The organism is Bartonella sp. ML69XJBT, assembly GCF_028618515.1.
In the GTDB taxonomy this organism is placed as follows: domain Bacteria; phylum Pseudomonadota; class Alphaproteobacteria; order Rhizobiales; family Rhizobiaceae; genus Bartonella.
Window position 1 is genome coordinate 1 of sequence record NZ_JAQITB010000003.1, and the last position, 12,830, is coordinate 12,830.

10 protein-coding genes are annotated in these 12,830 nt (G+C 38.9%); all 10 read left to right on the forward strand.

Going from position 1 to position 12,830, the window contains the following annotated elements:
- Window positions 1-3,844, forward strand: a 3,844-nt coding sequence (locus PVV68_RS01415) for a Vomp family autotransporter (protein ID WP_273782589.1), incomplete at its 5' end; no start/stop codon positions are given.
- Window positions 3,841-4,449: an invasion associated locus B family protein gene (locus PVV68_RS01420; protein WP_273719951.1), complete on the forward strand. Its 609-nt coding sequence runs from the start codon at window positions 3,841-3,843 to the stop codon at window positions 4,447-4,449. The genes PVV68_RS01415 and PVV68_RS01420, both read left to right, overlap by 4 nt.
- An 803-nt stretch (window positions 4,450-5,252) precedes the next feature.
- On the forward strand, window positions 5,253-6,563 hold the full coding sequence (locus PVV68_RS01425; protein ID WP_273719954.1) for a Ppx/GppA phosphatase family protein: 1,311 nt from the start codon (window positions 5,253-5,255) through the stop codon (window positions 6,561-6,563).
- A 35-nt stretch (window positions 6,564-6,598) separates the two neighbouring features.
- On the forward strand, window positions 6,599-7,321 hold the full coding sequence (locus PVV68_RS01430) for an RlmE family RNA methyltransferase (RefSeq protein WP_273719955.1): 723 nt from the start codon (window positions 6,599-6,601) through the stop codon (window positions 7,319-7,321).
- Between the two features lie 178 nt (window positions 7,322-7,499).
- The gene (gene obgE / locus PVV68_RS01435; RefSeq protein ID WP_273719957.1) at window positions 7,500-8,522 is read left to right on the forward strand and encodes a GTPase ObgE; all 1,023 of its coding nucleotides are present in this window, start codon (window positions 7,500-7,502) and stop codon (window positions 8,520-8,522) included.
- Between the two features lie 5 nt (window positions 8,523-8,527).
- On the forward strand, window positions 8,528-9,667 hold the full coding sequence (gene proB / locus PVV68_RS01440; RefSeq protein ID WP_273719959.1) for a glutamate 5-kinase: 1,140 nt from the start codon (window positions 8,528-8,530) through the stop codon (window positions 9,665-9,667).
- Window positions 9,668-9,715: 48 nt separating this feature from the next.
- On the forward strand, window positions 9,716-10,972 hold the full coding sequence (locus PVV68_RS01445) for a glutamate-5-semialdehyde dehydrogenase (protein ID WP_273719961.1): 1,257 nt from the start codon (window positions 9,716-9,718) through the stop codon (window positions 10,970-10,972).
- A 29-nt stretch (window positions 10,973-11,001) separates the two neighbouring features.
- Window positions 11,002-11,595, forward strand: coding sequence for a nicotinate-nucleotide adenylyltransferase (locus PVV68_RS01450; RefSeq protein ID WP_273719963.1), 594 nt, complete (start codon window positions 11,002-11,004; stop codon window positions 11,593-11,595).
- A 303-nt stretch (window positions 11,596-11,898) separates the two neighbouring features.
- A complete protein-coding gene (gene rsfS / locus PVV68_RS01455) occupies window positions 11,899-12,342 on the forward strand; it encodes a ribosome silencing factor (protein WP_273719965.1) in 444 nt (147 codons plus the stop codon).
- 1 nt (window position 12,343) lies between these two features.
- Complete coding sequence (gene rlmH, locus PVV68_RS01460) at window positions 12,344-12,826, forward strand: 23S rRNA (pseudouridine(1915)-N(3))-methyltransferase RlmH (protein ID WP_273719967.1); 483 nt, start codon at window positions 12,344-12,346, stop codon at window positions 12,824-12,826.
- Window positions 12,827-12,830: the final 4 nt, after the last annotated feature.

The window sequence follows — 12,830 nt, forward strand, 5'->3', positions numbered from 1 at the left end:
GATCAGTACAGTTCAAAGTGATGCTTTATTGTGGGATGGGACTAAAGGCGCTTTTGTTGCAACGCATGGGAAAGATAATGACAAAAAAGCTAGCAAGATTACCTCTCTTCAGGATGGAGACATTAGTGCAACCTCAAGTGATGCTGTAGCTGGTAACCAGCTTCATAAATTTGGTACTGAAGTTGCGCAGTCTTTAGGTGGTGGTGCGAGCTATGAGAATGGCACATGGACAGCTCCAAGCTTTACGGTTAAGACTTTTAAAGAAGATGGCGGTGTTGCTGACTCGACTTATGACAATGTCGCGTCTGCCTTTTCCGGTGTTGGTGATTCATTCGAGAAAGTTAAAGATAAATTTGCGAATATTAAGGATGAAATTAGCAAAGAGATCAGTACAGTTCAAAGTGATGCTTTATTGTGGGATGGGACTAAAGACGCCTTTGTTGCAACGCATGGGAAAGATAATGACAAAAAAGCTAGCAAGATTACCTCTCTTCAGGATGGAGACATTAGTGCAACCTCAAGTGATGCTGTAGCTGGTAACCAGCTTCATAAATTTGGTACTGAAGTTGCGCAGTCTTTAGGTGGTGGTGCGAGCTATGAGAATGGCACATGGACAGCTCCAAGCTTCAAGATAAAAACAGTTAACGCGGATGGTCAGGAGAAGGATGAGACTTATCAGAATGTATCTGCTGCTTTTGAAGGAGTTGGCACATCTTTTACGAATATCAAAAATGAGATTACGAACCAGATTAATCATCTTCAGTCAGAAGATTCAGCGGTTGTTCATTATAATAAAAAGAAAGATGGTAAGACTGATTATGCCAATATAACTTTAGGTGGTAAGGGTAAAATCCTCACAGCGCTGCACAATGTTGGTGATGGTCAGATTGGTGACAAGTCACATGATGCAATTAATGGCGGACAGATTTATAAAATTGGTGAAGATGTTGCAAAATTCTTTGGTGGCGATGCAGCTTTTAACAATGGAGCCTTCACAGGACCAACCTATAAATTATCTGATGTTGATGAAAAAGGTAATGTTACAGATAAGCTGTTTAGTGATGTTGGCACAGCGTTTAGTGGTCTTGATAAGAATATCCAGCATGTGAACGATCGTATTAAGGAAGTTTCAGAAGGCGTTGCGCAGGATACTTTGAGTTGGAGCAAGGAGAAAGGGGCATTTGTTGCGGTTCATGGTGAAGATGGTGCAAAGAGCAATAGCAAAATCACGTCTCTTTTAGATGGAACTGTTTCTAAGGGTTCAACGGATGCAGTTACAGGAAGTCAGCTTTTTGATACAAATAAGACAGTTGCAACTTATTTAGGTGGCGGTGCTAAGTATGAAGAAGGTAAATGGACAGTTCCGAATTTCAAGGTAAAGACAATAAAGGATGATGGCAATTCTGGAGAAGAGAGCTACACAAGTGTATCTGCTGCGTTTGAAGGAGTTGGTACATCTTTTACGAATATCAAAAATGAAATTACAAACCAGATTAATCATCTTCAGTCAGAAGATTCAGCGGTTGTTCACTATGATAAAAAGAAAGATGGTAAGACTGATTATGGCAATATAACTTTTGGTGGTAAGGATGAGGTCCTTACAGCGCTGCACAATGTTGGTGATGGTAAGATTGCAGAAGATTCCCATGATGCGATTAATGGTTCCCAACTTTTTGCGACGGATAAAAAAGTGAGTATTGTGTCAGATAATCTAAAAGTTGCAGGCACAAATATAGCCAAAGTCCTTGGGGGTGGAGCTAAGTATGAAGAAGATAAATGGACAGCGCCAAGCTTCAAGGTAAAAACAGTCAAGGATGATGGGAGTGACGTTGAAGAGCAAAGCTATGAAAGTGTCTCTGCTGCGTTTGAAGGAGTTGGTACATCTTTTACGAATATCCATAAAGAGCTTAAGAATGAGATTACGAAAGTTGTAGGAGACAGTCTTGTTAAGCAAGATGCAGCGAGCAAGGTTATCAAGATAGGAGCGGAAAAGGGCGGTACGAGCATTAACATTGCCAATAGTGGAGATGCAGCGCGGAGCCTTTTAGGGGTAAAAGCAGGATTGCTTACAGAAGGCTCGACAGAAGCAGTGAATGGCTCACAGCTTTATTCGATGAGTAATGCGCTTGCGAGCTATTTAGGTGGTGGTGCTGGCTATAAGGAAGGAAAATGGAGTGCTCCAAGCTTTAAGGTTAACACTATCAGTGAAGATGGTAGCAAAGTTGAAGAGAAGAGCTATGATGATGTAGTGAAAGCCTTTGCTGGTGTAGGAAGTTCATTCACGAATATCCATAAAGAGCTTAAGAATGAGATTACGAAAGTTGTAGGAGACAGTCTTGTTAAGCAAGATGAGAAGACACGTGTCATTGCGGTTGGAGGTGAAAAGAGCGGCACAGAAGTTACTTTTGCAAATGTTGATCATGCAGCACGGACCCTCACAGGTGTGAAAGCAGGAAAGCTTTCAGATGTATCGACAGAAGCGGTGAATGGCTCTCAACTTTATTCATTGCATCAGAGGTTAGCGAGTTATTTGGGAGGTGGTGCAAGTTATGAAAATGATGCATGGACAGCACCAAGCTTTAAGATAGTGAGCTTCAAAGAAGATGGAAGTTCTGAAGAGACGATCTATGATAATGTTGCAGCCGCCTTTGCTGGTGTTAATAATTCTTTCACGAAGCTTCAACATGATCTTTCAGACAACATAGCGCAGAATGCATTGTTGTGGAGTGATGATGACAAAGCGTTTGTAGCAGTTCATGGCAAAGGAGATGGTAAGCATAATAGTAAGCTTAGCCACCTTGTTGACGGGGACATTTCAGCAGGTTCGACAGAAGCAATCACTGGTAACCAACTTTATCAGCTGGATCAGACGTTAGCGCTGTATTTAGGAGGTGGAGCGAAGTATGAGAATGGTCAATGGACAGGTCCTCAGTTCCAAGTAAGGCAGTTTAAGAGCGATGGAAGTTCTGATGATAGTAAGAGCTATGATAACGTAGCTGGTGCGTTTGAAGGAGTTAATGGAAGTCTTTCTGGTATGAATGATCGTATTAATAATGTAGCGCAGAATGTATCGTCGAACGGCTTAAATTGGAATGAAGAATTAGGGAGTTATGATGGTCGTCACAATGGGGTTGATAGTAAGCTTACGCATGTAGCGGATGGAGATGTATCGGAAGGCTCGAAGGAAGTTGTTAATGGAGGCCAACTTTGGGAGACGAATAAGAAAGTTGAAGCTGTTGAGGAGCGTGTAGAGAATATAGATCAACAAGTACAAGCGATTGAAAATACGTTTACGAATGATGTGGTTAAGTATGATAAAGGAGAAGATGGCAAGAAGACGAATAAAATCACGTTGGTTGGTGGTAATGAGAGTGATCCAGTATTGATAGAGAATGTAGGTGATGGTCGTATAGAAAGTGGTTCGAAAGAAGCGGTTAATGGAGGTCAATTGCATGATTACACGGACCAACAGATGAAGATCGTTCTTGATGATGCGAAGAAATATACGGATGATCGTGTGAATGATATAGTAAGCAATGGTGTTAATGAGTCCAAAGCCTATACAGATATGAAGTTTGAAACATTAAATTATGCAGTTGAGGATGTTCGCAAAGAAGCTAGACAAGCGGCGGCTATTGGTTTGGCTGTATCGAATTTGCGTTATTATGACATACCAGGATCTTTAAGTGTTTCATTTGGTACGGGTGTATGGCGCAGCCAATCGGCATTCGCTATCGGTGCTGGTTATACATCTGAAGATGGAAATATTCGTTCTAACGTATCTGTCACGAGTGCTGGAGGTCACTGGGGTGTAGGCGCAGGAATTACTCTGAGGCTGAGATGATAATGAAAAAAACGAATATTATGATAAAAAAACAAAATATTTTTGTGAAGGTTTTGTTCGTTCTTGCCTTATTAGGCAAGAACGAAAGTTTTGCCAACGAGAATAATAATATTTATACAGTGCAACCACCACATTTATCTATTCCTAAGGGAGAACCTGGTGAAACACGCCGTATCATTATGCAGTTTTTTCATTGGACGTTGATTTGCGATGAAAAACAAGATGAAAAACAGAAACTCAAGCGAGGCATATGTAATGTGACACAGACGGTTCATGATCAAGAGGATAATACTATTTTCAGTTGGTCTCTTGTTTCTACAAAAAATGGGCAAGCAGTAATGCTTTTGCGAACATTGCCAAATGCTGATACAAATGTTCCTATCCGAATGTTTATTGAGGGAGTTAAAAAGCCTATCCTTATTCAGTATACGCAATGTAATGAAACAGTCTGTTTAGCACAATCGTCTGTAGGACCAGTTCTTAGTAAACAAATAGAGCAAAACAAAAAGGTGCGTATTTCCTATAAAGTTAAAGAAGGAAAGGTATTTTCTTTTATTGTACCATTTCAAGGATTAAGTGCGGCACTTAATTCTCTACAACGATAGCTTATATCAAGTATTTTAACAAAGATTTTTCATAAATTATTGCATTATATTTCAGATGTAGTTGCAAATTCAGATCTAAATGAAGAGTAATGAGTAAAAAGTTCTACACGATATGATATAGAAGTGAATTCAAAGGAATGCATTTTAAAAATGTATAGTTACAATCAGATAGTATATGTAATAGAAAAATTAATTTAAATTTTTTCTACTAAGGTTGATAAAATTAGTGGCGTTAGTCATGAAAATTAAAAAAAATCATTAAGATAGCCCGTTGTAAATAAACAGAGTATGATTACCTCGAATACGAAAGAAATAGTTTATTTTATTTCTGCAAAAGTTCTTTATGAATTTTATAATGACATTATTTGACATCAATAATTTCTAATTGAAATGATATAGTCATTTTGTGTGATGGTATAAGAGATGAGTCATTTTACAAAATGCAATTACAACTCCAATATTGTGATCTCATGAGTACAAAGAAAAATTATAAATTTATTCTCTCTAAAATAAATATGCATTTCATGTGAATGAGGTAAAGAAATATTAAAAGGTTATAAAAGGGAATATAAATACTTCATTTATAGTTTCAGGTTCATAAAAATAAATACGGATTTGTGTAAATAGCAAAAAAATATTTCAATATCTGAATGGTACTAGCATAGAAATCTTAATGATAAAAAAATAGGTAATGTTTTCTTGATATTTGTCATTTAATACCACATTGTTACTTTAGCTTTATGAATGATCAGCAGAGTGCTCGCGTTTATTTATTGGGGGAAAATGCTTAAAGGATAGGAAAAATGCCTCCATTAAATTATAATTCAAAAGTGTCAAAGCGAGCAAGAGTGTATGATACGAAAGCAAATCAATTATCTGATAAGCGTGAGTGTAATAAAAATAACTGTTCTACATTATTACAGAGAGAGAGGGATTCTATTTCCGTTGATATAGAGAAACAACAGCGAAAAAAACACAATAAACAGAAACGGGTATTTATTCAATCAAATAAAGTTTTTGAATTGCATGGTCAAGAAATTGTAGGTGTAAAAAAAACAAAATGCATCAAATCTCCATTTCTTTCTCGGCTTTCTCAATTACAATCTCCACCTCTTTATGCTGCACTTGATTTAGGAACAAATAATTGCCGACTTCTTATTGCCTCTCCTAGCAAGCCCGGGTATTTCCGCGTTGTTGATGCTTTTTCACGTATTGTACGATTGGGAGAAGGATTAGTGAATAATGGCTTTCTGAATACACAAGCGATGGATCGCACAATTGAAGCATTAAAGATTTGTCATTTTAAGTTAAAACAAAAACGTATTAAGCGTTATCGCTTGGTTGCAACGGAAGCATGCCGTTCGGCGAAAAATGGTAAATATTTTATTCAACGTGTTTTGGATGAAACCGGTCTTGAATTGGAAATTGTTGATAGAGAAACAGAAGCACGTTTTGCTGTTTCGGGATGTGGTACGCTTGTTGAGCCAAATACTGATGCGATTGTGCTTTTTGATATTGGAGGAGGGTCATCAGAAATCGTGCTCCTTAATATTTCCAAAAAGCATTCTTTACGTTTAACGGAACAGATTACTGCGTGGACTTCACTTCCTGTTGGTGTTGTTACGCTTGCTGAGCGCTTTGGGGGAAATAATGTTAGTTTAGATAATTTTGAAAAGATGAAAAGTTATGTACGGAGTTTTTTAAATAATTTTTCAGAACGTCATAAATTAGGTGCTTTAGCTAAAGGTTCAAAGTTTCATCTTTTGGGAACTTCTGGAACGATTACGACTTTAGCAGGGATGCATCTTAATTTAGAGCGTTATGACCGGAAGCAAATTGATGGCATTTGGATGAGCGATGCAGACATTACTCTTATGATACAACGTTTATTATCATGGGATATGAAAAAACGCATGACTAATCCTTGTATTGGACGAGGTAGAGCAGATTTAATTTTAGCTGGTTGTGCAATTCTAGACGTTATTAGAGAAGTTTGGCCAAGTCAACGATTAAGAGTTGCTGATCGTGGATTGAGAGAAGGAATTTTGATAGAGTTAATGTTACGCGATGGTGTATGGCGTCGTCATAGGAAGGGAAAAAGGTTCAAACGCTAAGGCAGTTATTAGAGTCATGGAGATAATAAATAACAATGAAAAAAACGATAAAGACACCGACTGGTGGATATGGTGGTTCAGGATCACATGAACTATATCAGCGTGTAAAGAAGAAAGCAGGGACCATTAAAGCATCATCAAGAAGATGGTTAGAGAGACATCTGAATGATCCTTATGTTCATCAGTCGAAAGTGGATGGTTATCGTTCGCGTGCAGCTTATAAGTTAATTGAAATAAATGAACGCTATAAGTTTCTCAAAAAAGGTCAAAAGATTATTGATTTAGGAGCGGCACCAGGCGGATGGTGTCAGGTGGCAAAGGGTATCGTAGGGTCAAGTGACCAAAAACCTAGTGTAGTTGGCATTGATTATTTGCCTGTTGAGCCATTACCTGGGGTTGTGATGTTGGAAATGGATTTTTTGCACGCAGATACACCACAGAAATTAATAAGTGCTTTAGGAACAAAGCCGGATGTAGTGCTTTCTGATATGGCTGCACCAACAACAGGTCATCGTCAGACGGACCATTTAAGAACAATTTATTTATGTGAGGTTGCTGCTGATTTTGCCCTTTCAGTTCTTAAGCCCGGAGGGCATTTTTTAGCAAAGGCTTTTCAAGGGGGAGCCGAAAACACCCTTCTCACAACATTGAAACAGAATTTTAAAACAGTTCATCATGTTAAACCACCTGCAAGCCGATCAGAATCCGTGGAACTCTACCTTTTAGCACTTGGATTTAAAGGAAGAGAAGAAGATTAGTTTCTTTTTTTCAGAATATTTAAGTTTACTTACATATTTATAACATAAGGATGTTGTTAAACGGTTTTCGATAGTGTTGGTGATGTTATAAAATGTTTTTTTGTCAATAATGAAGACTGGTAAAATCGATGCATTGCTTATAAAGGTAAAGGGATTGATTTCTCAGTGAGCGTTTCCAATGAAATTTCTTGATCAAGCTAAAGTCTATATTCGTTCTGGCAATGGAGGGGCAGGGGCAGTATCATTTCGTCGTGAAAAATTCATTGAATTTGGTGGTCCTGATGGAGGCAATGGGGGGCGTGGTGGTGATGTGTGGGCACTGGTTGTTGACGGGCTTAATACACTGATTGATTATCGCTACCAACAGCATTTTAGAGCAAAAACAGGGGGGCATGGTAAGGGGCGTAATATGACGGGTGAAAAGGGTGATGATATCATTCTTAAAGTACCAGTCGGGACACAAATTTTTGAAGAGGATAATAAAACTTTAATCTGTGATTTAACACAAGTAGGACAACGTTATCGTCTTGCAAAAGGCGGAAATGGTGGTTTTGGAAATCTGCATTTTACGACATCTACGAATCGAGCACCTCGCCGTGCAAATCCTGGATTGGCTGGAGAAGAGCGCACATTGTGGCTTCGTTTGAAGTTAATTGCTGATGGGGGGCTTATTGGTTTGCCTAATGCTGGCAAATCAACTTTTTTAGCTTCTGTGACGGCAGCAAAGCCAAAAATTGCAGATTATCCTTTTACAACTCTGCATCCACATCTTGGTGTGGCACGTATTGATGCCCGTGAATTTGTTTTGGCTGATATTCCTGGCCTTATCGAAGGAGCTCATGAGGGTGTAGGGATTGGGGACCGTTTTTTAGGGCATGTAGAACGTTGTCGTGTTTTACTTCATTTGATTTCTGCACAAGAGGAAGATGTGGCGAAAGCCTATCAGATTGTACGTAATGAGTTAGAGGCTTATGGAAATAATTTGAGTGATAAGACTGAAATTATAGCTTTAAGTCAGATAGACACCCTCACTGTTGAAGAGAGTAAAGCCAAACAAGAGGTTTTGCAGAGCGTAACGGGTAAATCTGTTTTGATGTTTTCTGCGGTTAGTCATGAAGGTTTAGAAAATGTACTCCGTGCTGTTGCACGTGTTATTGAAATGGCACGTGAAGAGGATGATGGTGGAGAAAAACAGGATTGATGAGGATGGCAGTTGGTTTGCAAAAGCTTGTGCATTATAAACGCATTGTGATCAAAGTTGGTTCTGCGCTTTTGGTTGATCCTCAGACAGGTTTGCGGGCTGAATGGCTCAACAGTTTGATAAGTGATGTTGCCAAATTGCGTAAAAAAGGCGTGGAGATTTTACTGGTTTCTTCAGGGGCCATTGCTTTAGGAAGGACATTACTACAGCTTCCCAACGGAACTTTAAAATTAGAAGAGAGTCAGGCATGTGCTGCTTTAGGGCAAATTGAATTAGCAAAAACCTATGGTGATGCGCTTGCGCGGTATGGATTAAAAACGGGACAAATTTTACTCACTCTATTTGATACAGAAGAACGGCGACGTTATCTCAATGCTCGTGCTACGATTAATGTGCTTTTGCGTTTTGGAGCGGTGCCTGTTATTAATGAAAATGATACTGTAGCAACAAGTGAAATTCGCTATGGTGATAATGATCGTTTAGCAGCACGTGTGGCAACAATGATGGGCTCGGATCTTTTGATACTTTTATCAGATATTGATGGACTTTATACCAAGTCCCCCCATCGTGATCCAACAGCTGAATTTATTCCTTTTATTGCTTCAATTACCAGTGATATCGAAAAAATGGCGGATGTTGCTGCTTCAGAGTTTTCTCGTGGAGGAATGAAGACCAAACTTGATGCCGGGAAAATAGCCAGTTCTGCAGGAACGGCAATGGTAATTGCTTCAGGCAAGCGTATGAATCCTCTTGCGGCTCTTGATAGGGGAGAACGTAGCAGTTTTTTTGCTGCCAGTGAAAAACCGGTCAATGCTTGGAAAACATGGATTTCTGGTCATTTAGATCCATCTGGTATTTTAATGATTGATCAGGGAGCAGTTAAGGCTCTTGAATCTGGAAAATCATTATTAGCTGCAGGAATTGTTGGGGTTGAGGGAGAATTTAATCGTGGGGATACGGTTGCGATTATTGATGCAAACAGAGTTGAGATTGCTCGTGGACTTGTGAATTATGGCAAAGATGAAGTTGTCCGCATTATGGGGCGTAAAAGTGAAGAAATTGAATTTATCTTAGGTTATGAGGCACGCTCTGCTATGGTACATCGCAATGATATGGTTTTACGCTGCTTGACCGATTCTGCTTAAAAAAGTTATCTTTTATCTTCTTTATGTTTTAACAAAGTGGATAATACGATGGCTTTAAAAGAACAAATGAAGGACATGGGGCGAAAAGCGCGCCATGCTGCTGCGGCATTGGCTGTTATGTCTTCTGAACAAAAAAACAAAGCATTAGAAATGATAGCTTTAAGTTTAGAAGCTCAATCAGCTGAAATTTTACAGGCAAATTGTCAGGATTTAGAAAATGCTGCTCAAAATAATTTGAAGGCAGCAATGGTTGATAGACTTAAATTAGATGAGTCGCGTTTGCGTGCAATTATAGAAAGTGTCCACCAAATTGTTCATTTGCCTGATCCTGTTGGACAAGTGATGAGTGAATGGATACGTCCCAATGGGCTTCATATTAGCCGTGTCCGGACACCTCTTGGTGTGATTGGCATTATTTACGAAAGTCGACCAAATGTTACAATTGATGCAAGCGCTTTGTGTTTAAAGGCAGGAAATGCTGCAATTTTACGTGGTGGTTCGGATAGTTTTTATTCTGCCCATGCACTTCATTGTGCGTTGGTGAGAGGATTAGAGAAAGCTGGTTTTCCTAAAGATGCCATTCAAATGGTTGGAACGAGAGATCGTGATGCCGTTGGAGAAATGCTCAAAGGGCTTGATGGTATGATTGATGTAATTGTGCCTCGTGGTGGAAAAAACCTCGTTGCACGCGTTCAGTCTGATGCACGTGTTCCAACTTTTGCACATTTAGAGGGGCTTTGTCATATTTATATTGATCAATCAGCAGATTTAAAGATGGCGCGCAAGATTGTTTTAAATGCAAAGTTGCGGCGAACAGGTATATGTGGCGCTGTTGAAACAGTTCTTATTGACCGTAAAGCATTAAAAAAGTTTCTTCCTGTTCTCACAGATTTGCAGGAGAAAGGGTGTGAAATTCGCGCAACAGAAGATATTCTTTCTCTTATGCCAAGTTTCAAATTAGCCTGTGAAGAAGATTGGTCATACGAATATCTTGATGCCATTCTTTCTGTCAAAACAGTTGAAGGTATTGAGGGAGCCATTGCTCATATCAAGCGTTATTCATCAGGACATACGGAATCGATTATTGCTGAGGATAAAGAAATGGTGGAAAAATTTTTTAATCATTTAGATTCAGCTATTTTGCTTCATAACGCATCTACCCAATTTGCTGATGGAGGTGAGTTTGGTTTTGGGGCGGAAATTGGTATTGCCACGGGAAAAATGCATGCGCGTGGTCCTATAGGTGTTGAACAACTCACATCATTTCAGTACCATATTAGGGGAAATGGACAGGTTAGATCTTGAAACAGCTTTTTTTCCCGTGGAAAGATCGTATGCCCCATGTTGAAAGGTCCAATGTTGTGGGGCTTTTTGGGGGGTCTTTTAATCCACCTCATAAGGGACATCTTCTTGTTGCAAAAATTGCAATTCGGCGGTTGCATCTTGATCAATTATGGTGGATGGTAACACCACAAAATCCCTTAAAAGATCGTACACACTTACTCTCTTTAGAAGAGAGAATGCAGCTCTGTGTTCAATTGGTTGATCATCCAAAGATTCGTGTAACCGGTTTTGAGCAGACGATAGGCAGTAAAGTATCCGTGGATACGATTTCTCATATTCTGACGCATTATCGAGGTGTCCGTTTTGTATGGATTATAGGTGCAGATAGTTTTGCCACGATTCATCATTGGTATCGATGGCATGATATCATCTCTATGCTTCCTCTTGCGGTTATTGATCGTCCTTTTGTGCATATGTCAGCACTCTCTTCTCCTGTGGCACATATTTATCGTTCTTTTCGTTTAGATGAGAGAGAAAGTAGACGATTACCTTTTATGAAACCACCAGTTTGGAGTTATTTGCATGGGCCTTTGTCTTTTGAGTCTTCAACGAATCTTCGTTTAAAGAAGAACAATTTTTCTTGAACATTTTATTTTAAATGCCATAAAATACTGCTCTTCAGGATAGTGATATAAATTCAATTTTCTTTTGCATCAATTAAGTGTAAAAGAGTGAAATTAAATGGGACATTCAAGGTAGGGCTTGTTTAGTTAAGCTTATAATAAGCTTATAAAGTGAAGCCATCAAGGAGCTTAAGAGGGAGAGCAAATCTGAACCAATCTTATGATAGATTGGTGGAGGAGTGAAGATCTTTGTTCTAAAGGACAAGGAGGAGTATGGGGGATTCTCACTTCTTTTTTTACGAAGAAGTTCCTTTTATACTTTAAATGATAAGAAAGGATATTGGTCTGGAAAACCTAATAGAAAAACACTTTCACGGTATCGCATCACGCGCAGAAAAAAAAGTCTTTTCTGTGAGAGATGGTCTCAAAATTATTCTCAAGAGTTTAGAGGATACAAAAGCAGAAGATATTATCTCCATTGATATTCAGGTGAAGTCGTCTTTAGCTGATTACATAGTTATAGCTTCAGCAAATTCAAAGCGTCATGTCTCTGCTGTTGCTGATCATTTGTTACGTACTTGGAAAGACAAAAAATGCGGCTTTGCAAATGTAGAAGGGCTGGCCGGAGGTGATTGGGTATTGATTGATACAGGTGATATTATTGTTCATCTTTTTCGTCCGGAAATTCGTCTCTTTTACAATCTAGAAAAAATGTGGCTTACTCCAGATTTCAACAATACAAAATCGGTTCTCGTTGGAGATCATTAACATGCAAATTTCTATTTTTGCTGTTGGGCGTATGAAAAAGGGAGCAGAACATAAATTAGTTGATCATTATTTGGATCGTTTTTCTAAAAGTTGTGGAGCAGTAGGATTTCATTTAAAAAAACTACAAGAAATATCAGAAAGTCGTGCTCAAACAGCATACCAGCGTATGGAAGAAGAAGGAAGAAAGCTTATCGAGTTCCTCCCTGAAAAGTGTCGGTTAATTGTATTGGATGAGCGTGGAAAGTCAATTTCATCATCTGCTTTTGCTGAAAAACTGGGATTTTATCGTGATGAAGGCATCCGTGATCTCGTAATTGCTTTAGGAGGTCCTGATGGACATAATGAACAGATAAGAAGTCGTGCTGATTTTCTGTTGTCTTTTGGTTTTATGACATGGCCACATCAAATTGCCCGTATACTCCTTACAGAACAGCTTTATCGTGCTGTAACGATTGCAACTAATCATCCTTATCATAGGGCTTAAAATT